The organism is Siphonobacter sp. BAB-5385 (assembly GCF_002261125.1).
Lineage (GTDB): Bacteria > Bacteroidota > Bacteroidia > Cytophagales > Spirosomataceae > Siphonobacter.
This window is the reverse complement of the sequence record NZ_NMPS01000213.1, coordinates 113,501-134,424: the sequence shown is the minus strand read 5'-3', so window position 1 is coordinate 134,424 and position 20,924 is coordinate 113,501. Positions and strand designations below refer to the sequence as shown.

Below are 20,924 nucleotides of genomic sequence, written 5' to 3'. Positions count from 1 at the left end.
ATCAATGAAAAACGTATCTCGCAGAAAATTCCTGACGACTTCTGCCGTAGTGGCGGCAACCCCCGCAACGGTATTACCCGTGGCCGCGGCTCCATCCAAAGAACTCTTCGTACACCACGTGTACTTTTTCCTGAAAAATAAAGGAAATGAAGCTGACCGGAATAAATTGATGGAAGGTCTCGAAAAGCTTCGGAAGGTTCCGACCATCCGCCTGAGTCACATTGGTGTTCCGGCTCCTACCAATCGTAGTGTGATTGAAAAAGGCTATGATGTTTCATGGATGTTGTTCTTTGATAACCTAGATGAAGAAGAAATTTACCAAAAGCACCCAATTCACCTTAAATTTGTGGAAGATTATTCCCATTTGTGGGAAAAGGTAATTGTTTACGATTCCATTGGTCCTGCTCCCAAAAAAGCTTAACGATACCATAATATAAAAGCCCCTTTGATCGAACCGACCAAGGGGGCTTTTGTTTTATACCGCTGAATTAAAAAATCCATTTGGCTCGCAGACTCAGGTTACGGCCTTGATCATCAGCGTAATACCGAAAGCGATTGAGGTAATCGCGATAGCGGGTATTGAAGGCATTACTGACGCTCAAGCTCAGTTGCAAGGGGTGACGATGGATGGGAATAGAACCGCCCATGGCCGCATTCCAGAGCCAGTAGGCCGCTGGGGAAGGAGCAAAGTCACCGTTTTCGGGAGCCCGGATTTGTTTAGCTACGTAAGAATGCCCGGCTTCCACAAAGAAATTCGTCAAGCCCAACACAGCCTTCTCGGGTTGCCATCGCAAAGAGTTTTCCAATCGATCCGGTGGAATTTGGACGAGTCGGGCCTCGTGTTCAACATCCTTTGCCCGTACTACGGCGTATTTGGTTTGCCAGCTTAGTGGTTTGGTTATCAGGTACGTAAAGGAGGCATCAATTCCCTGGAAAACAGCATTCACCTGCGTATACTTGAAATAAGGGAACGCTCCGCGAATGGTCAGAATAGGTTCGGACTGCGGCTTCAGATAAATGAAGTTCTGCATGTAATTGCGGTAAACGGAAACTTCCGCCCGCAGCCGCTTAGCCGTATACTCGGTTGTATAGTCCAGGTTAAAAGCCGTTTCGGGTTTCAGGGTTGCATCGCCTTCTTCGTAAGCGGCGGCTCCGTGGTGAACGCCCGCACTATACAGTTCATTGACATTGGGTGGTCGCCAGGCCATTCCACCGTTCAGTCGCATGGACCAGTGTGAACCCAGTCGTCGAAGGACGCCCAGACTACCCGAGGCATTGCCAAATTGCAAGTGTTCATAGGTACGAACGCCCCGGCTGGGAAAAAGAGTAATGCGTTGATAACGAAAGTCATAGCGTACCCCCGCTTCCAGCTCCCAGTCCTGATGCGTATACTTTTCCAACCAGAAAAGTCCTGCCGTAGCTTGTCGGAAATTAGGAATCAGCGGACGACCGTATACCAGGTTCCGTTGATACGAAAGACTCAGTCCGGCTGAGCCCGTAATTTTCCGGGCAATGGCAGGATGCTCCCAAACCAGATCGGCCGTAAAGCTGGTCAGCTTGAAATTTAATTCCGGTCGGTTCAGATTGGCTAAACTATCGTTACGGGGACGGTGTAAGTCGTACTCGGCCCGTTCATTGATTTGCCGGGCCAGTGTAAGGTTCCAGACGCCCCGCTGAGCCGGAGCGTAACTAATTTTCAGCTTCTGTAGCGTATGAGAAACGTCCTGAAAAGGGCGATTAATCTGGTAACTAAAGCCACTTTTAATGAAAGGTTCGCCGTTTTTCAGTACGTTTTCCAGATCACTCACACTGCCAATGTGTGAACCACTAAAAATGCCCAGTTCCGTCGAAAATTGACTCATGAAACCTTCCAGTTGCCAGTTTCCCCGCCGATAACCCAGTGTTATGGAATAATTACGTTCAGAGATACCCGTATTATCCAGAAAATAACCGGGTGTACGAATGTTACCCCCGCGTTTGAGGGTGCCCTGTACCCGCCAGGCCAGACCAGGTACTATGCCCAAGCCTCCCTGTAGCTGTAAAGAGCCGACGCCCTGCCGTCCATTACTGAAACCAACTAAGTTTAATTCGCCCTGAAAGTCAGGCTGTTGGGGCAAAGGCTCGGGTTCTACCAGAACTACACCCGCCAGGGCCTCCGGTCCATAGCGAACGCCCGCTGCTCCTTTCACAACCGTTAGCCGTTTGGCCACAAAAGGGTCAATTTCAGGAGCGTGTTCACTGCCCCATTGCTGTCCTTCCTGGCGAATACCATTGTTGAGAATCAGTACCCGATTGGAATGCATACCGTGTATAATAGGCTTACCAATACTACTACCGGTTTGCAGGGTAGTAACGCCCGTCACATTCTTTAAAGCATCGGCCAAGGTCTGCCCGCGAGTTTGGTCAAGGACTATACCTTCGATGGTCGAGCGAGTGAGCAGGGAGCTCTCCAGTCGTTGGGCAGTTACGGTAACATTCTGTAAGTGAACGTCTTCCTCTCGTAAATGGAGGTCCTGCTCCAGCTCTTCGTGGCGTAATTCGATGGAAAGGGTGTCGGACTGATAGCCCAGCACCTGGCAGACAAGCTGGTGCTTACCCTGACAAAGGTTACGTAGTTCATACCGCCCGGCGGCGTTCGTTTGCGTTTGCCGCTTAGCCTGCGGCAACCAGATGACGGCACCCGCTACCGGCTGCCCGGTTTGCCGATCGTTGACTTCCCCTCGTAACGTACAGGAGCAGTTCTGAGCATAGAGCGAACCACTCATCAACAGCAATCCTAATCCAGTCAACCAGCGAATCATGTGATATCAATAAATCCCGAAAGCAAAGGTACGTCTTTCTTGCAATACTGTTGCAAAAGTGGCTGTTAGGCGGCAATTGATTATTAGAAATAGATTAGAGTTAAGATGAATTTGTTTAATTCTAAGTTCCCAAACCTTCCGCAAAGTACCGTGGCCCAATTTTTTAAGCATCTATGAGCGTCTTTGAGCTAAAATGATTATTTGTTCCAATCAACTCTTAAGGACCTTATAATCAATGATTAAAGCAGGAAAATTACCAGCCGCCCTGAATTTTTGAATTCAATCTGTTTTAAGCCATTGTTTAACCAAACAAAAAATTTCTTAAACATACCGTCGCCCTACACAGCCCATGACTGCTCTTGAATTTACTCATCACGTTGGCCATGTGTCCAAATCTCTTCGACCCTTTGCGTTACGGCTGACGAAAGATGCTGAAGAAGCCAACGACCTATTACAAGATACTCTACTGAAAGCTTTTACCAATCGTGATAAGTACGCTGATGGAACGAACATCAAAGCGTGGCTCTACACGATTATGAAAAATACGTTTATTACGAACTACCAGCGAATGGTTCGTAAGAACACCTTCATTGATACCTCCGACGATCTGTACTATCTGAATTCGCTGGAGAGCTCAACCGATAATCAAGCCTATTCAACCTTTGCTCTGGAAGACATTAACGCGGCCATTCGGATCCTCGATGATTCGCACAAGACGCCCTTTATGATGTATTTTCAAGGGTACAAGTACCACGAAATTGCCGAGCAGTTACAGATTCCTATCGGTACAGTAAAAAACCGTATTCACCTGGCTCGTAAAGAGTTGAAAGATCGACTCAGTGTGTATGAATATGCCTACTAGTCGTACTGTGTAAGCATGTAGTAAAAAGGCCGGGGCTAGCTCCGGCCTTTTTACTTACGTACGGCCCCCAAACATTTGTGGGTTTCTTGAGTTATTGTATTGATTTTTCACCTGCACCCATGGGCAAACGAGTAATAGTTATAGGAGCTGGATTCTCGGGACTGGCAGCCGCTACGGCTCTAGCTGATCGCGGATATTCTGTGACCATTCTGGAAAAAAATGATACGCCGGGTGGTCGAGCCCGTCAATTCGAAGCCAAAGGTTTTGTATTTGACATGGGACCCAGCTGGTACTGGATGCCGGACGTTTTTGAACGGTACTTTGCCCGTTTTGGAAAGAAACCTTCGGACTACTACGAACTTAAACGTCTGGATCCTTCCTATACGGTAATTTTTAATACCGAAGATGTTATTGATTTACCCGCTAATCAAACGGAACTGGAGCAACTGTTTGAAAGCATAGAACCCGGTAGTGCACCCCGTCTGCGGGCTTTTCTGGAACAGGCCTCTTATAAATATGACGTAGGGATGAATAATTTCGTCTGGAAACCCAGTCGGAGCCTTACGGAGTTTTTAAGCCTTAAATTACTGGCAGATGTTAGTCGGCTGGACGTACTGCAATCTTTTCATCAGCATATTCGGAAATACTTCAAGCAGGAGAAAATTCTTAAACTGATGGAGTTCCCCATCTTGTTTTTGGGGGCCATTCCACAAAATACACCGGCCCTGTATAGCCTGATGAACTATGCCGAAATTGCCCTGGGTACCTGGTATCCGATGGGTGGGATGCACGAAATCGTGAAAGCGATGGTGAGTCTGGCGGAGGAAAAAGGCGTACAGATCAATCTGGGTGAGGAAGTCGAACAAATCATTATTAAAGGGGGAAAAGTACGGGAGGTACAAACCAAGCTCGGCAGCTATCAGGTGGATACCCTGGTGGCGGGGGCGGATTACCACCATGTGGAAGATGCCCTGGTAGAACCTCAGTTCCGGAATTACACCGAAGAATACTGGAATAGCCGGACGATGGCTCCTTCTTCCATTCTGTTTTATCTGGGCGTCAACCGACGTATTGATAAACTTCGGCATCACAACCTGTTCTTTGACGAAGATTTCAGTCTGCACGCCCACGAAATCTATACGCAGCCGCAGTGGCCTTCTAAGCCTTTGTTTTATGCCTCTGCTCCGTCCAAAACGGATCCGAGCGTGGCTCCGGAAGGCTGCGAAAATTTATTTTTACTCATTCCGGTAGCTCCAGGATTGCCCGACGATACCGAAACGATACGCGAACAGTACTACGACCTGATTATGGACCGGCTGGAGCAGTACGTAGGGCATGCGATACGTCCGCACGTTGTTTACAAACGCAGCTACGCCCACCGGGATTTTATTGACGATTATCACGCCTTTAAAGGCAATGCCTATGGACTGGCCAATACGCTGCGGCAAACGGCTTTGTTGAAACCCACGCTGAAGAACAAAAAAGTCAGCAATTTATATTATACCGGTCAGCTGACCGTACCCGGACCAGGGGTACCGCCAGCCTTGATTTCGGGTCTGGTGGTCGCCGATGAACTCCACCGGGAACAGCAGGTATAGTGTGCCATTTTTTAAGTACCTTGCTTTACTAAACCTGGGTTACGTTGATGAAAGATATGCTGGCTTTATACGAACAAACCACGCTGGAATGCAGTCGCCTGATTACCCAGCGGTACAGTACTTCCTTTACTTTAGGTATCAAAACCCTGGATCCCAAACTCCACTGGGCCATCTATGCCATTTATGGGTTCGTTCGGTACGCGGATGAAATTGTGGATACCTTTCATGATTTTAACAAAAAGGAATTACTGCTGCGGTTTAAGCATGACACGTATCAAGCCATCGAAGAAGGCATTAGCCTGAATCCCGTTCTGCATTCTTTTCAGAAAGTAGTCAACCAGTTTGGTATTGAACGCCCTTTGATTGAAGCCTTTCTCCGGTCCATGGAAATGGACCTCGATGAGACAAAATACAACGAAGCAGGGTACGAAACCTACATTTATGGCTCGGCTGAGGTCGTGGGGCTGATGTGCCTTCGAGTTTTTTGCGAGGCGACTGCCAGCAATACGATCAGTTGTGCGAACCGGCCCGCCGGCTGGGGTCGGCCTTTCAGAAAGTGAATTTTCTACGAGATATCAAGTCCGATTTTCATGATCGGGGGCGGGTTTACTTCCCGGGCGTTGATTTCAGCCGTTTTTCTCCTCAGGATAAGAAAAGCATTGAAGCGGATATTCAGGCCGATTTTGATGCGGCTCTGACGGGTATTCGCCAGTTGCCACGTTCGGCCCGGATGGGCGTGTACCTGGCTTATTGCTACTACCTACGCCTTTTCGCTAAAATCAAGGCTCTTCCTATTGCCCGTATTCAGGAGGAGCGAATTCGGGTACCCGACGTACAGAAGCTACTCATGCTGGCTAAAATTTACCTCTCTTTCCGGACGATTTAACACTCGCAGTTACGTATAAAGGGATCGGCAAAATCGTAAGACTTTTCAGAACGATTTTGTCATGCCTACATGCGTTCTTTCCTGAATGTCATTATATTCGCTGAAATTATAGTAATTCTATAGATTTTATATACTAATAGTAAAATATGAATATACCCATAAAATACTAGTAAAAAATTGTATAAATAATATTTGGTAAAAGTCATAAATACATACTTTTAATAACATCATTTAAGGGTTTTATAAATTTTTGTGTGTTTGATAGTTTATTCTAAGCATATATTATTCTAATTTGTAATTTGCTTTTGAGAATACCTTATGACCTACACCTTTTGGTAAATTTTATTAGGAATTGGATTTAATTGATACCAGCTAATTTTTCAAGTTCTAGTTAATTGCCTAGTAAATAAAAAAACCGATAGCCGGCCAGGGCTATCGGTAGATGAATAAGGATTCGTGGGTAACGCCAATCACCTGTCACGAATCTTCTATTCGCGGTTTAATCCATCGTGTGCACCAAACCAATTTCAAAAGTATGAAAAAAAAGTACCTTACTCTTTTTCAGAGAGCTGGGCAAGGGCATTTTAAACGGAAATTAATGCTTCCGGCCTTGGTTATTACCCTAAGTGCTCCGCTGGCGGAAGCTGCTCTGACGAAGAAAGTGAAGCTGGAGCATGGCCCAGTGGCAACACTTGATCGCACCATTACGGGTACGGTAACCGACAAGGATAACAAGGAAGGGCTGCCCGGCGTTTCCATTCAGGTAAAGGGTACGTCGATCGGTACGACGACCGATGCTCAGGGAAAATTCAAACTCACCATTCCCGAGCAGGGTATACTGGTTTTTTCGTTTGTAGGTTACACAACGGTGGAGCAACCCATCGGCACACAAACGAGCTTCTCCATTGAATTAGCCAGTAATTCCAAAGAACTGACGGAGGTACTGGTCGTCGGTTACGGCACGCAAACCAAGAAGGAATTCACGGGTTCAGCAGCCAGGTATCCGGCGAGGCAATTAAGGAATTGCCCGTCCAGAGTTTCGATCAGGCCTTGGCCGGACGGGCGGCTGGCGTAAGCATTGCCCAGCCCAACGGCGTATTAAATAATCCACCCGTTATCCGGATTCGCGGGGTGAACTCCATTTCGTTGAGTTCGTACCCGCTCATCGTGGTGGATGGTATTCCCATCAATACCGGTAACGTTTCTTCCGATTCGAACGTACCCAATAACCCTTTAAGTGACATTAATCCGGCGGATATTGAGTCGATTGATGTACTCAAAGATGCGGCTTCTACTTCTATTTACGGCTCGCGGGCGGCGGCGGGGGTACTCCTGATTACGACCAAACGCGGAAAAGAAGGCCGGGTGAAAGTAGGATACGAAGGCTGGGTAGGGGTGACCAATGCCGTACGTTTGCCGAAGCTGCTCAATGCCCAGCAATTTATGGACATTAAAAACGAAGCGGTACTCAATGCGAAAATTCTGAATGGGAAAGCCAACGACGAAAACGTACCCTCCCAGCAATTTTTCCCGATGTACAATGCCGACGGATCGCTGGTGGAAACCAACTGGTACGACGTCATTTACCGGACGGGCGTATCGCAAAACCACGGCGTAAACGTAACCGGCGGTTCAAAAACCACGAACTACTATTTCTCGGCCAATTACTCTGATCAGCAGGGTTTTCTGGTAAATAACAACTTCAACCGGAAAGCCGTCCGCTTTAATATTGATCATTCCGTTACGGATTGGTTCAAGCTACGGGGGAGTGTTAATTACAACACTTCCTTCAACCGTTCTCCCAACTCGGGTTCACTGCCCGGAAACGCTCAGCTGATCATTGGTGCCGCCCGGATGGCGATGACCTTGCTTCCCAATGTACCTGTCTACAATGCTGACGGCAGCTATAACTTACGCGAAGTAGTGGGCAACGGTACTATTGGGAATGGGAAAAATACGATCATCAGTAGTTACTACAACCCGGCCGCCCTGTTTGCTCTGAGCCGGTATACGTCCGAAAACGACCGGGTAATCGGTAGTTTCGGAGCCACCTTAAAACTGGCGAAAGGACTGGAATTTTCGACGACGTATGCGTTGGATCGCCTGCGTACGGATAATGTTGCCTTCCTGAGTGCCGAACGCGGTTCGAGTTCTTCCAGTAATGGAAACGTAACTAATGTAACGGCTCTGCGAAATAACTGGGACTGGACGAGCACGCTTTCGTATGACCGTCGTTTCAGTCACCACCATTTTGCGGCCCTGGCGGGGTATGACGTCCAAAAGTTTGACAATTCAGCCTGGGGTGCGGCTCAGTCGCAGGCGGCGGATAGCTACTTTAATGACTATCAGGGAAGCTGGGGAACGATTACGTCTTCGGGAAACCTGCTCAATAGTCGTTCGTACATTTCGTACTTTTCGCGGGTAACCTACGACCTCAAAGACCGATACTTCTTCACGGTCAACTTCCGCCGCGACGGAAACTCGGCTCTGGGAGCCAGTACGAAGTTTGGTAACTTCGGTGGCGTATCAGCGGGCTGGGCATTGTCTGAGGAAACCTTCTATAAGAACGCAGCTCTGGCCAATGTGCTCAACAACGTGAAACTACGGGCCAGCTGGGGTCGGGTTGGCAATGGTAACCTGACGAATGCGTACGGTTCGCTGGAATTATACAATTCTTCGCTGTACGGCTCGGCGGCTACCTGGCAACTGAACCAGGCCGGTAATACAAACCTGGGTTGGGAGACCAGTCAGCAAACTAATATTGGTGCCGATCTGGGACTGTTCAACAACCGGATTCAGCTGGATCTGACGTACTTCAACAACAACGTCGATGGCTTGATTCTGAATGCTCCGCAGTCGCCGTCAAAAGGGATTCCCGACAATGTAATTCTGCTGAACGTTGGTTCCATGTACAACCGGGGTTTTGAAATAGGTATTAACGCCAACATTCTTCGCAAAGGGGATTTCTCCTGGACGGCTAACCTGAACTACTCACACGTGCAGAACAAGGTAACGGCTTTGGGCGAAGGGAATGCCGACATTATCGGTACGACTTCGACAAGTTCCAACTCCTTCAACGTCACGCGGGTAGGTTATTCGGTAGGTAGTCTGTACGCGACGAAAACCGATGGCGTTAATCCCGAAAACGGTCGCCGTATTTTCATCAATGCGAAAGGTGAACGCGTGCAATACAGCTCCGTAGTCGCTCCGGGTGAAAGCAATTACACCTATCTCGACGGTCGGGCTGCTCCGGCGATTTCTTCGGCGGATTCGTACCTAGTGGGAAATGCCCTTCCGAAATGGTACGGCGGCTTTGTCAATAACTTCAAGTACCGGGAATTCGATGTCAGTATCAACCTGACCTACGCGGGCGGTAACTATATCTACAACGGAACGAAAGCTACCCTGCGGGATCAGCGGTACTTTAACAACGGTGTGGATGTACTGAACCGTTGGACGACACCCGGTCAGATTACCGACATTCCCCGACTGGTTTACAACGATCAGACTTCCAATGGCAACACTTTTCCGATTGATGCCAACGTCGAAAAAGGCGACTTCTTACGCCTGCAAAACCTGTTAGTGGGCTATCGGATGCCTTCGCGTTTGTTCGGCAAAACGGGCCTGAGTTCCGTTCGCGTGTACCTATCCGGTTCCAACCTGTTCCTGCTGACCAAGTATACGGGTGCCGATCCCGAATCATCGTCCAACAGCAACAACAATACTTCACCTGGGGTGGAGCTGAACTCGGTTGGTTTGGGCAGAACATTTACGCTGGGGCTTAATGTAGGATTTTAAGAAGGAAATTGAACATGAAACGATATACAACGATTCGCCGGGTTGGTACCTGCCTTTCCCTCAGTGTTTGGCTGGGCCTGACGGCATGCAGTGAAGAAAAGTATTTACAAACCGTACCACCTACCTCCATCGGTTCCGAGGATGTATTCTCGACTCCCGACCGCGTATTGGGTTTGGTCAACGGTTCGTACGATGCCCTGAAAAGTTCGGATTTTTACGGCGGACGTTTCCTGATCTATACGGATGTGCGGGGTGAGGATTTCGTCAACGTTACCGGTAATACCTTTACCGCTTACGAAAGCTGGACGAATGCGTATGCGTCGGGTTCCAACGACGTGAATACGCTCTGGGCAGCTGCGTACCGGGTTATCAATCGGTCGAATATCCTGATTGATGGTTTGCAGAAATACCCCGGAAAAATCACGGAAGCACTCTCGAAACAGTATACGGGTGAAGCGAAGCTGTTACGGGCTCTTTCGTATTTTAGTCTGGTGACGCTGTACGCCCGGCCGTACGTAGAAAATCAGGGAGCTACTCCCGGTTTGCCGCTACGACTACAGGGTGAAACAACACCCGCCAACAATGACCTGGCCCGTAGTTCCGTCGCCGAGGTGTACGCTCAGATTCTCAAGGATTTGAACGAAGCCGAAGCCGCCTTACCTGACTCATACACGACGCCTCTGCTCAACACGACCCGTGCTCATAAGAATACGGCCATTGCTCTGAAAACCCGAGTATATCTGAACATGGCTAATTACGCCAAGGTCGTGGAAGAAGCGAAGAAGATCGTACCACAAACCACGGCTCCTTTTACTGCCACGACGGGGGTGAAACATGCCTTACAGAATATCGTAACGATTTTCACGGAAAACTATACGTCCACGGAGTCCATTTTGTCGATGCCGATGACTGAACTGGATACTTACACCGGTCAGTCGTCGATTGGATATATCTACAATACCAACTCGGAGTACTACGTCAATCCAAGAGGTATTCTTGGTGATCCGCAATGGGCTACCAGTGATGCCCGGCGGAGTTTTCTACGGACGGCGTCGAATCAGCAGTATTTCAAGAAGTACGCGAAGCCGTCGCCCTTCCTGGATTACATTCCGGTAATGCGTTACGCCGAAGTATTGCTCAACTACGCCGAAGCCGCGGCTAAAACGGGTAACCTGACGCTGGCTACGAATTTGCTGAAAGCGGTACACGGTCGTTCGGATGCCAGCTACGTTTTCCGGAGAGTGCAGTAAGTACTGAAGCGGCTCTGGTGAGTACAATCTGGAAAGAACGCCGCATTGAGTTATTGGGCGAAGGTTTCCGCTCGAATGACCTCCTACGTAACTTACAGACCATTCCCGGTAAATCGGGGGGCTCGCTCATTGCGAACCCGGTCGCTCCTTCGGCGGCAAACTACATTTTCCCCTTACCGAATACGGAGATTTCAACCAATAAGTTGTTGCTGCAGTAACGGTGGATTTGGATACAAAAAGTCCCGGTCACGTGGAGTGGCTGGGACTTTTCGTTTCAATAGAAGTCCGTTTGACTATTGACTTCTGTAGGGTCGAGAGATAAAACAAAAAACCTCCGACAGTCGAACTGCCGGAGGTTTGAAAGCTATTCTATTAAACACTTACTCAGCCGTGGCGTACTCTTCCAGCGGTGGGCAGGCACAAATCAGGTTACGATCGCCGTACGCTGAATCGATGCGGCTAACGGTCGGCCAGAATTTGCTGGCTTTCACGTAAGGCAGCGGGAATACGGCTTTCTCCCGCGTGTAGGGACGATTCCAGGAATCCACCAATACAACGGACTGCGTATGCGGAGCCATTTTCAGGACGTTCACGGATTTATCCGCTTCGCCTGCTTCTACTTCAGCAATTTCGTTACGGATGGCAATCATCGCGTCGCAGAAACGATCCAGTTCCGCTTTCGATTCGGATTCCGTCGGTTCCACCATCAGCGTACCCGCTACCGGGAACGAAAGCGTGGGAGCGTGGAAACCGTAATCCATCAAACGTTTGGCAATGTCTTCGGCTTCGATACCCGCTGACTGCTTGAACGGACGGCAGTCCAGAATCATTTCGTGAGCACAACGTCCCTGTGAACCTACGTACAACACGGGGAAGTGCGGCTCCAGACGAGCTTTGATATAGTTCGCATTCAGAATGGCCGTCTGCGTAGCGTGCGTCAGACCGTCACCACCCATCATGGCAATGTATGCGTAGGAGATCGTCAGAATGCTGGCTGAACCATACGGAGCTGCGGATACGGCAGAAATGGCCTGATCGCCACCGACACCCGATACCACTGCGTGACCGGGCAGGAACGGAGCCAGGTGAGCCGCTACGCCGATGGGGCCCATACCAGGACCACCACCACCGTGAGGAATACAGAACGTTTTGTGCAGGTTCAGGTGGCAAACGTCCGCTCCGATCGTACCGGGAGAGGTCAGACCTACCTGAGCATTCATGTTGGCACCGTCCATGTACACCTGTCCACCGTGTTCGTGGATCAGCTGACAGATTTCAATAATCGACTCTTCGAATACACCGTGCGTTGAAGGATACGTCACCATCAGACAGGACAGGTTTTCGCTGTACTGCTCGGCTTTCGCTTTCAGGTCGGCCAGATCGATGTTTCCGTTTTCGTCGGTTTTCGTCACGACTACCTTCATACCCGCCATTACTGCCGAAGCCGGGTTCGTACCGTGGGCCGAAGCAGGAATCAGGGCAATATTGCGGTGCGTATTACCCCGAGCTTCGTGGTACGCCCGGATCACCATCAGACCGGCGTATTCACCCTGAGCACCGGAGTTGGGTTGTAGCGACATGGCCGCAAAGCCCGTAATCTCGCACAACCAGTCGTTCAGATTCTTAAACAAGGTCTGATAGCCGGCTGCTTGGTCTTTCGGAGCAAAGGGGTGCAATTTACCAAACTCAGGCCAGGTTACGGGAATCATTTCCGTGGTGGCGTTGAGTTTCATGGTACACGATCCCAGCGAGATCATGGAGTGTACCAGCGATAAATCTTTATTTTCCAGCGATTTCAAATACCGCAGCATTTCGTGCTCCGAATGGTGCGTATTGAAAACGGGATTGGTCAGGAAGGCGGATTGACGCGTCAGTACGTCATTGAATTCCCAGCTAAGAGCCGATTCAACTTCGTCCAGGTTAACCGATTTGCTAACCAGCGTGGAGAAAATGCCAATCAATTGAACAGCATCCTGGTACGTCTTGGTTTCGTCGAAAGAAATGCCAACCGTACTATCACCGAAATAACGCAGGTTGATTTCAGCGGCTTCCGTCGCGGCTTTTACTACGCTTTCGTCGGCCACTTTCACCCGAATGGTATCGAAGAACGCTTCTGTCAGTACTTCGTAGCCCAGTTCTTTCAGAGCCAGAGCCGTGAGTTGCGTCAGAGCGTGCGTACGCTGGGCAATTTTCTTCAGACCTTCGGGACCATGGTACACGGCATACGCCGCGGCCATTACCGAAAGCAATACCTGAGCCGTACAAATATTAGACGTAGCCTTTTCCCGGCGAATGTGCTGCTCGCGGGTTTGCAGGGCCATGCGAAGAGCCCGGTTTCCTTCGGCATCCACCGATACGCCGATCAGACGACCGGGCATCTGGCGTTTGTATTCGTCTTTCGTAGCGAAGTAGCCCGCGTGCGGTCCACCGTAACCCATGGGAACGCCAAACCGCTGAGCTGAACCCACCACGACGTCGGCTCCCATTTCACCGGGAGGCGTCAGCAGCGTCAGAGCCAGCAGGTCGGCGGCTACGACTACTTTAATATCCAGTTCGTGAGCCGAGGCAATCCAGTCGCTGTAATCAAATACCGCTCCGTCCGTAGCCGGGTATTGCAGCAGGGCTCCGAAAATGTTTTCGTTGGTTAAATCAATCGTCCGGTGATCGCCTACCAGAATTTTCACCCCAATCGGCGTCGCCCGCGTGTGCAGCAGGTCGATGGTTTGGGGATGGCAACGATCCGAAACGAAGAAGGTATCGGCCTTTGCCTTAGCCCCTTTTTTCAGGGCGTGCAGCAGGTGCAGGGCTTCGGCTGCTGCCGTTGCTTCGTCAAGTAAGGAAGCATTGGCAATTTCCAGTCCCGTCAACTCAATGATCAGGGTCTGAAAGTTAAGCAGCATTTCCAGGCGGCCCTGTGAAATTTCGGCCTGATACGGGGTATAGGCCGTGTACCAGGCGGGGTTCTCCAGAATGTTGCGAAGAATGACATTCGGCGTGAAGGTATCGTAATAGCCCGTACCGATGTAGCTCTTGTAAACTTTATTTTGACTCGCTAATTTCTTGAATTCGTCCAAAAACTGAAATTCCGTTTGAGCCGGGGGAAGATTCAGGGATTGGGCCCGACGGATAGCAGAGGGAATCGTTTGGCTGATGAGTTCTTCAACCGATTTTACGCCAATTTCAGACAGCATAGCCTGACGATCGGCCTCATCTGCGTTGTTATGACGATTTTCAAAAAGTTCCTGGTAACGAAGAGCAACCTTCATGGAGCAATATTGTTGATGGAAACAAAGGACAAATATACGGGAAAAGCCGGGCCTATCCTTTAAAAAAGAACTAGGTTTTCTACAAAATCAGGTAAAACGAGGAAGCGGCTTCTGGTATGGACCTTTTTACGCTTTTCGAGTTGACTTTTTGCAAATCCGGCCGTCGATTACCTACTTTAGTTTTCTTCTGGAGAGAATTCGATTTGTGGCTGAGAAGTTCGCCCGGGTCTCATTTAAATTTTACGAAACGCATTTATTTAATGACTACTGATATGTCCAATCAACCAACTGCCGAGCAGAACGACCCAATCGAAATTGAACTGTCCGAAGAGATGGCGGAAGGAACGTATGCTAACCTGGCCATCATTTCGCATTCGCAGAGTGAATTCGTGATTGACTTTGTACGGTTAATGCCCAATGTACCCAAGGCGAAAGTGAAATCCCGCGTGATCATTACCCCCGATCACGCTCTGCGTCTGATGAATGCTCTGCAGGATAATCTGGCGAAATATGAAGAAAACTATGGTCCGATTAACGAAGGCGGTGGCCCGTCGGGCTTTCAGCTACCGGGGCATTACAACGGCCCCGTAGGAGAGGCTTAAGTAAAGATTAACCCCACAGAAACTGCCAGCCCAATCGCTGGCAGTTTCTGTTTTAGAAGCGTAAGAATCCCCATAAGGGACGTTTGGATAGATAGGTTAAGAGACGCTCGTGTTGATAAGCCTCCCGCTCAAAGCGAATGGCGTGGTAAGCCGCATTTGCGGAATAACCGCTCAGGCGATACCAGTAGTATTCCGTTACGTACCAGAGGTAGAAGGGGAATACCAGTAGCTCCGCCTGTTGCCGAATATGAATACGTTCATGATTCATCAGGGAGGCCGAAGGCTTTGGCATAGTTACAATAATAAAAGGCCAGAGCGTGATGCCGTTGATGGGCAAACCGGGTATGTAAAACGTGAGCGGCCAGCCGGTATGTTTCAGGAATCGATAGGGTTTCATGACTAAGGGATGGATTGGAATGTTTTTTAAAAGGCCGGAGGTATGGACTTACTCAGTTCCTAAAGTCCACGTCTATCTTGCTGAACGTTTGCTTCATTCCTTGCCAATCGGGTATTGCGACATTACCGGGGCTATGCATTATTAAATCCCTTTGGGGTTTTCAGCTTCCTGACAAAGTTCGCCAGGCGGCAAGATTAACACCAAACTCCCAACGCTAAACTCAAAACTCCGCCTAAAAATTACGCAACTTCCTTTAGCCCTGTATCTTTGCGGCATGTTTACTCCTCATACTCGGCTCGGCATTTTGGGCGGTGGCCAATTAGGCCGGATGCTACTACAGGTAGCCATCGATTTTGACTTATCCATCAAAGTACTCGATCCGGACCCGGACGCTCCCTGTGCCCGCATCGCACCGGAATTTGTGCTGGGATCGTTTCAGGATTTTGATACCGTATACGCTTTTGGAAAGGACCTGGACGTGCTGACCATTGAAATTGAAGCCGTCAACCTGGAGGCCCTCAAGCAGTTACAAAGCGAAGGGGTACGCGTATTCCCGCAACCGGAAATCGTGGAAATCATTCAGGATAAACGCATACAAAAGCAATTCTTCAAAGATCATCACTTACCTACGTCCGATTTTATTCTGACTGAAAACCGGGAAGATGCCCGTCAGTACGCCGATTTTCTGCCCGCTTTTAACAAACTGGGTAAAGGAGGTTACGACGGTCGCGGAGTACAACGCATCGCCACACCGGCTGATTTTGACAAAGCCTTCGATGCTCCGGGATTACTGGAAAAAGCCGTTGATTTTGAAAAAGAACTGGCCGTCATTGTTGCTCGTAACGAACGCGGTGACGTAAAAACTTTTCCGACCGTAGAAATGGTTTTTCACCCCGAAGCCAATATGGTAGAGTATCTGTTTGCCCCGGCTTCCGTGAGTGAAGAAGTGAACGCCCGGGCTCAGTTTGTCGCCAGTCGTACGGCGGAAGCATTCGGGATCGTCGGCTTACTGGCCGTAGAAATGTTCCTGACCAAAGACGGTGAAATTCTGATTAACGAAGTAGCCCCTCGTCCGCATAACTCGGGTCACCACACCCTGCGGGCTAACGACGTCAGTCAGTTTGAGCAGCACCTGCGGGCCGTACTCAATTACCCTTTGGGAGACACCCACGCTCATTCTTACGCGGCGATGATCAACCTGCTCGGGGCGGAAGGCTACGAAGGAGAAGCCCGCTACGAAGGCATGGAGACCCTGCTGGAAACCCCCGGTGTACATCCCTTCCTGTACGGCAAGACCACGACGAAACCCTTCCGGAAAATGGGTCACGTCACCATCGTCGATAAAGAGCTGGAAAGCCTCAAACGAAAAGTAGAAAATCTAAAAAACGCAGTTCGCATTATCGCATAGGGTTTTCAGTTTACCGTCTTCCGTTTTCAATTTGAAAGCAAGGGGGTTTAGCATAATCCCTGTCGAAGACGGTATAAAAACTGAAAATTGTCAACCGTAAACTGAAAACTTTTATCCAATGATTGGAATCATCATGGGCAGCATTTCGGACCTGAAGGTCATGCAGGAAGCTGTCGACGTTTGTAATGAATTTGGCGTACCGTACGAAATTGATATTGTATCCGCCCACCGTACTCCATTAAAAATGATTGAGTACGCTCAATCCGCCCGCGAGCGAGGCATTGACGTCATCATTGCCGGAGCTGGTGGAGCCGCTCACCTGCCGGGTATGGTCGCCAGTGTAACTACTTTGCCCGTGATTGGGGTACCGGTTAAATCGTCGAACTCCATCGATGGCTGGGATTCGGTTCTGTCCATCCTGCAGATGCCGGGGGGCGTACCCGTTGCTACGGTGGCTTTAAATGGAGCAAAAAATGCTGGAATTTTAGCGATCCAGATTTTAGGGGTTGCAAATAAAGAAATCGCCGATAAATTGCAGAGCTATAAAATTTCGTTAGAAACAAAAGTGGCTGAAATGAGCCAGCAGGCTCGTGAAGGTTTGCCTCCAGCTTAAACAATACGTAATTTAATCTCAGCCCACTCAAGGGAAGGCCGTCAGCGGTCCTCACCCACTATCATGAACGCTATGGAAGAACGAAACCCCAAAGAAGGCTCCAGTCTACCCACCATTACGCTTGGCGTGCTCGTCATCGTAGTCGTTGCCCTGCTGTACATTGGCTACGCGTATTTTATGGATGAAGACGCCGTTACGCTGACGCCGCAGAAAGTAGAGACGGCAGCCTTTACGGATGCCAGTTCCGAAAATGTAGCTTCGGACGTGCCCACACCGCCCGCCGTACAACCGGAAGCCATTGATGCAACGCCCACCATGGGCCCTGCAAGTACGACGGATACAGCCACCGAAACGAAGAAGCCCGTAGCAAAAACGGAGAAAAAAGAAGAAAAGAAAGAGGAGAAAAAGGCTGAAAAGAGCACGGAAGCAGTAGTTGCCCGGGGTGGGGCTATTTCCTATAAAGTCAATGGTGGACAGACCTTCTACAGCATCGCTACGAAGTATGGTCTCTCCGAAAGTCGGCTTAAGGCGGCGAATCCCGATGTAGACCCGTCAAAATTACAGGCGGGTAAAAGTCTGAAAATTCCAGTTTACGCGACTCATACTGTGGGGAAGGGTGATATTCTCCGGGTCGTAGCTCAGAAATATGGTGTATCGGTTGACGCCCTGATGAAAGCGAATGGGAAGACGAAGAACTACGTGGAGAAGGGGGAGAAATTAATTATTCCTTATCCTAAAAAATAAAATAAACTACGTTTGATTTCTTATGGAAAATGCGGTTTTGCTCGGGCAAAGCCGCATTTTTTCGTACTAAAAAGAGGGAAGCATTTATAAAAATTTTGAAAATAGGACCTTTGAAGGTTTTGATTTCCCGAATAATTAACTTATGTTTGAACATCATTTATTGTTTTCATGGCTTTTACGGGAAAGACTCGGTGGAATCCGCCGGGTTTTTTTATGCCCTTTACTTTCCATCGCTTAGACCCAGATCTATAAAAAAACGGCGACCTTCTTTCGAAAGTCACCGTTCCTAGGGAAATGGTATTGAATTCGCTTATTCTACCGTAGTGGCATCGTCTTCAGATACATATACGTAACGTACAGCAGCGGCTGTTTTGATACGTACCGGGTGTACAACCATACGGTTCGCATCCGAAATCGTCAGGGTGTAATCACCGTCAGCCAACTGACTCAAATCCATGACCTGAGCTACGTGTGTCGTATTCTTCGGGATGTATTGTTCGTTAAGAACGTTATTCTTCTGGTCACGAATGGTGATCGTCAGACGCTGACCTACCTGCTTATCTACAAAGCAATAGAATTGGGTAGCTTTTTTACCTTTGAAGACATTCGTCTGGAAGGTCTTCGCTTCATTTTCCGTACCGGGATTTTTTTCCAGATCAGTAGCATTCGCAGCGAACGTACTTAGCGTAAGCAGAAGGGCAAGGGATTTAATGATGTTTTTCATGGCTGTGTGCTGAATCAATAGGTCTTTGCTTGAAAGACGTTTCAAAAGTAAAGTTGATAGATGGTTGAGTGAAGAAGAAAGCAGTCAAACGGAATATTATTTGGATAAACGGTTTAAATTATCTGACCAGCGAGCTTCTTCTGAACGGCTACAAAGGTACATTTATGATTTTTGAATGACCAAATTTTAAATCATAAATTTTTGATTATCAAATAGTTAATAAATATAAATTGTACAAAACCTTGAAATTTTCTGGCGTTATTTTTGATGTATGAATAATCTATAACGATTATAGATAATAATTAAATACGGAATAATATTTGGTTTTAGGCGAAGAGAGTAGGTAACTAATCGGCTCCTTTCGCACTTATCCATAGAAACAAAAAGCGTCCGGAAAATGGCTTCCGGACGCTTCAGTGGCAGAAATTTGTACTTTTTAAGGTTTATCCCAGAAAACCCGCGTTTCCAGATTATCCGGACCTTGTCGGCTTACCGCTGCATTGTAATTTTCCGCGTTGACGGATTGCTCCAAAATAGGATAGGTGAGACGACGAATAAAGTCTCCCGTAATCGTTCGGCCGGGATACTTATTGGGGGACAGCACCGGAAAACCGCTACGCCGCCAGTTGGCAAAGGCTTCCGGACCATTCAGAAAGGAAGCCACCCAATACTGGCTATTGATTTGTTCGAGTCCCTGAGCTGCGTTATACGGCTGAGCCGCCAGATACGCATCAATGGCCGTCTGAGCGATGGTAGCCGAAGCATCGTAGTCTTTCATCTGGTTCATGTGAGCCGTTACACCCGCCTTGTACAGGTCCGCTGCCGAGGCCTGAATCCAGCCGCGTTGGGCGGCCTCAGCCAGTAACAACTGTGTTTGAGCGTAAGTCACATAGTACGTAGGGCCATCTACCTTACCGACCGTCCGACGATTGATCTGGGAATAATTCCAGCCGCCCGAGGCTACTTTTCCGGGGAAGTTAGGAGCCGTACCAATGGAGCCATCATCGTAACCGAAGGGCATACCGATCTGATTGGCAAACGTGCGATCTACGGTTGTTTGTTCAGGGTTTTTGGAAGGTTCACCATACCGAACAGCAATGACGGTAAGGCGGGGATCATTTGTCGATTTTAAATACGATACGAATGGAGCACCTACGTACAAATTCGCTTTTTCCGTATTGTTCCAAAGATTCCCGAGCGGATTGGTGTAAATGCTGGAATACTGAATTCTGACATTGTCGTCGTTCGATTGCAGTACACCACCCTGATAGGCTTTCTGAGCCAGAGCCTGGGCTTTAGCTGGATCCGTTTTCGAGTACCGCATCCCGATTCGCAGTAAAAGTGAATAGCCCAGCCGTTTCCATTTCGCTACGTTTCCCTGATAGAAGAGATCGCCCGCTTCAATGCGTTTGGCAGCATTAAGTCCGGCAATGGCTCCTTCGAGTTCTTTCGCCAAGTCCGTATAAATTTCCGCCTGCGGGTCGTACTTCGGTAGCTTATTTCCGGAGATATAGGCTTTACCCGCATCGAAATACGGAACATCGCCGTAGGTGTCTACTAAAACCTGAAACACATACGCCCGCCAGATGCGAGACATGTGGTAAAGGTTCGTCCGCGAACTGTCTGCCTTGGTTTGATCCAGTACCGCCGTGAGCAGTTTGATGGGACCATTGTTTCCGTTGTTGGTACCACTGTAGAGGTACAGCCAGTTGACCCGTGAATTGTCGCGGTAATCCTGATTCAGGTTTGCTCCCGTATTGACCCCTCCGAAAGGTGTATTGACCTGTTGGACAATCGCGGCTTCGTAAAACATCGTTTGGGAAGCGAGTGTCGTATTGAGCTGGGCGTTGGAAAACAGATACACCGGATCAATATTCGTGGATTGAGTCGGATTCGTATTAATGCTTTCGAAATCTTTATCGCAACTGCTCAGGCCCGCGGCCATCGCCAGAAGTATCAGTATCTTTTTCATGTG

The 20,924-nt window shown here is 48.8% G+C and carries 16 protein-coding genes and 1 pseudogene; 12 read left to right on the top strand and 5 right to left on the bottom strand.

Going from position 1 to position 20,924, the window contains the following annotated elements; all coding sequences use genetic code 11:
- The first annotated feature begins 4 nt into the window (after positions 1-4).
- A complete protein-coding gene (locus tag BWI93_RS21865; protein ID WP_094815201.1) occupies positions 5-421 on the top strand; it encodes a Dabb family protein in 417 nt (138 codons plus the stop codon).
- A gap of 67 nt (positions 422-488) precedes the next feature.
- Here the strand turns inward: BWI93_RS21865 and BWI93_RS21860 are convergent, their stop codons facing one another.
- A complete protein-coding gene (locus BWI93_RS21860; protein WP_094815199.1) occupies positions 489-2,801 on the bottom strand; it encodes a TonB-dependent receptor in 2,313 nt (770 codons plus the stop codon).
- 349 nt (positions 2,802-3,150) lie between these two features.
- On the opposite strand from BWI93_RS21860, the gene BWI93_RS21855 reads away from it, so the two are divergent.
- The 7 genes and pseudogenes from BWI93_RS21855 (at position 3,151) to BWI93_RS29090 (ending at position 11,413) form a co-directional block, all read left to right on the top strand.
- Complete coding sequence (locus BWI93_RS21855; RefSeq protein ID WP_094815197.1) at positions 3,151-3,663, top strand: RNA polymerase sigma factor; 513 nt, start codon at positions 3,151-3,153, stop codon at positions 3,661-3,663.
- A 77-nt stretch (positions 3,664-3,740) separates the two neighbouring features.
- Positions 3,741-5,261 carry a phytoene desaturase family protein gene (locus tag BWI93_RS21850; protein WP_369679202.1) on the top strand — a complete coding sequence of 507 codons (1,521 nt, stop codon included), beginning with the start codon at positions 3,741-3,743 and terminating at the stop codon, positions 5,259-5,261.
- Positions 5,262-5,317: 56 nt separating this feature from the next.
- A pseudogene (locus tag BWI93_RS21845) lies at positions 5,318-6,147 on the top strand (phytoene/squalene synthase family protein).
- Positions 6,148-6,682: 535 nt separating this feature from the next.
- Complete coding sequence (locus BWI93_RS29095; RefSeq protein WP_255157998.1) at positions 6,683-7,222, top strand: carboxypeptidase-like regulatory domain-containing protein; 540 nt, start codon at positions 6,683-6,685, stop codon at positions 7,220-7,222.
- Positions 7,171-9,945, top strand: a complete 2,775-nt coding sequence (locus tag BWI93_RS21840; RefSeq protein WP_255157997.1) for a SusC/RagA family TonB-linked outer membrane protein — start codon at positions 7,171-7,173, stop codon at positions 9,943-9,945. Before BWI93_RS29095 ends, BWI93_RS21840 begins: the two co-directional genes overlap by 52 nt.
- A 14-nt stretch (positions 9,946-9,959) precedes the next feature.
- Positions 9,960-11,195: a RagB/SusD family nutrient uptake outer membrane protein gene (locus BWI93_RS21835; protein WP_255157996.1), complete on the top strand. Its 1,236-nt coding sequence runs from the start codon at positions 9,960-9,962 to the stop codon at positions 11,193-11,195.
- A gap of 17 nt (positions 11,196-11,212) precedes the next feature.
- A complete protein-coding gene (locus BWI93_RS29090; protein WP_255157995.1) occupies positions 11,213-11,413 on the top strand; it encodes a RagB/SusD family nutrient uptake outer membrane protein in 201 nt (66 codons plus the stop codon).
- A gap of 162 nt (positions 11,414-11,575) precedes the next feature.
- On the opposite strand, the gene gcvP is transcribed toward BWI93_RS29090, so the two are convergent.
- The gene (gene gcvP, locus BWI93_RS21830) at positions 11,576-14,461 is read right to left on the bottom strand and encodes an aminomethyl-transferring glycine dehydrogenase (protein ID WP_094815195.1); all 2,886 of its coding nucleotides are present in this window, start codon (positions 14,459-14,461) and stop codon (positions 11,576-11,578) included.
- A gap of 272 nt (positions 14,462-14,733) precedes the next feature.
- Here gcvP and BWI93_RS21825 point away from each other — a divergent pair, with 272 nt between their 5' ends.
- Positions 14,734-15,063: a DUF3467 domain-containing protein gene (locus BWI93_RS21825; protein WP_094815193.1), complete on the top strand. Its 330-nt coding sequence runs from the start codon at positions 14,734-14,736 to the stop codon at positions 15,061-15,063.
- Positions 15,064-15,115: 52 nt separating this feature from the next.
- On the opposite strand, the gene BWI93_RS21820 is transcribed toward BWI93_RS21825, so the two are convergent.
- Positions 15,116-15,460, bottom strand: a complete 345-nt coding sequence (locus BWI93_RS21820; RefSeq protein WP_369679201.1) for a hypothetical protein — start codon at positions 15,458-15,460, stop codon at positions 15,116-15,118.
- A gap of 274 nt (positions 15,461-15,734) precedes the next feature.
- Between BWI93_RS21820 and BWI93_RS21815 the strand changes: the two genes are divergently transcribed.
- The 3 genes from BWI93_RS21815 (at position 15,735) to BWI93_RS21805 (ending at position 18,225) form a co-directional block, all read left to right on the top strand.
- Positions 15,735-16,868: a 5-(carboxyamino)imidazole ribonucleotide synthase gene (locus tag BWI93_RS21815; RefSeq protein ID WP_094815191.1), complete on the top strand. Its 1,134-nt coding sequence runs from the start codon at positions 15,735-15,737 to the stop codon at positions 16,866-16,868.
- A 118-nt stretch (positions 16,869-16,986) separates the two neighbouring features.
- Positions 16,987-17,481, top strand: coding sequence for a 5-(carboxyamino)imidazole ribonucleotide mutase (purE, locus tag BWI93_RS21810; RefSeq protein ID WP_094815189.1), 495 nt, complete (start codon positions 16,987-16,989; stop codon positions 17,479-17,481).
- A 63-nt stretch (positions 17,482-17,544) separates the two neighbouring features.
- On the top strand, positions 17,545-18,225 hold the full coding sequence (locus BWI93_RS21805) for a LysM domain-containing protein (RefSeq protein WP_094815187.1): 681 nt from the start codon (positions 17,545-17,547) through the stop codon (positions 18,223-18,225).
- A gap of 310 nt (positions 18,226-18,535) precedes the next feature.
- On the opposite strand, the gene BWI93_RS21800 is transcribed toward BWI93_RS21805, so the two are convergent.
- The gene (locus BWI93_RS21800) at positions 18,536-18,949 is read right to left on the bottom strand and encodes a hypothetical protein (RefSeq protein WP_141217559.1); all 414 of its coding nucleotides are present in this window, start codon (positions 18,947-18,949) and stop codon (positions 18,536-18,538) included.
- A gap of 436 nt (positions 18,950-19,385) precedes the next feature.
- Complete coding sequence (locus BWI93_RS21795; RefSeq protein WP_094815286.1) at positions 19,386-20,921, bottom strand: SusD/RagB family nutrient-binding outer membrane lipoprotein; 1,536 nt, start codon at positions 20,919-20,921, stop codon at positions 19,386-19,388.
- Positions 20,922-20,924: the final 3 nt, after the last annotated feature.

Coding starts and splice junctions, on each gene's coding strand:
- BWI93_RS21865 (WP_094815201.1), top strand. CDS start 5: ATGAAAAACGTATCTCGCAGAAAATTCCTGACGACTTCTGCCGTAGTG.
- BWI93_RS21860 (WP_094815199.1), bottom strand. CDS start 2,801: ATGATTCGCTGGTTGACTGGATTAGGATTGCTGTTGATGAGTGGTTCG.
- BWI93_RS21855 (WP_094815197.1), top strand. CDS start 3,151: ATGACTGCTCTTGAATTTACTCATCACGTTGGCCATGTGTCCAAATCT.
- BWI93_RS29095 (WP_255157998.1), top strand. CDS start 6,683: ATGAAAAAAAAGTACCTTACTCTTTTTCAGAGAGCTGGGCAAGGGCAT.
- BWI93_RS21835 (WP_255157996.1), top strand. CDS start 9,960: ATGAAACGATATACAACGATTCGCCGGGTTGGTACCTGCCTTTCCCTC.
- gcvP (WP_094815195.1), bottom strand. CDS start 14,461: ATGAAGGTTGCTCTTCGTTACCAGGAACTTTTTGAAAATCGTCATAAC.
- BWI93_RS21825 (WP_094815193.1), top strand. CDS start 14,734: ATGTCCAATCAACCAACTGCCGAGCAGAACGACCCAATCGAAATTGAA.
- BWI93_RS21820 (WP_369679201.1), bottom strand. CDS start 15,460: ATGAAACCCTATCGATTCCTGAAACATACCGGCTGGCCGCTCACGTTT.
- BWI93_RS21815 (WP_094815191.1), top strand. CDS start 15,735: ATGTTTACTCCTCATACTCGGCTCGGCATTTTGGGCGGTGGCCAATTA.
- purE (WP_094815189.1), top strand. CDS start 16,987: ATGATTGGAATCATCATGGGCAGCATTTCGGACCTGAAGGTCATGCAG.
- BWI93_RS21805 (WP_094815187.1), top strand. CDS start 17,545: ATGAACGCTATGGAAGAACGAAACCCCAAAGAAGGCTCCAGTCTACCC.
- BWI93_RS21800 (WP_141217559.1), bottom strand. CDS start 18,949: ATGAAAAACATCATTAAATCCCTTGCCCTTCTGCTTACGCTAAGTACG.
- BWI93_RS21795 (WP_094815286.1), bottom strand. CDS start 20,921: ATGAAAAAGATACTGATACTTCTGGCGATGGCCGCGGGCCTGAGCAGT.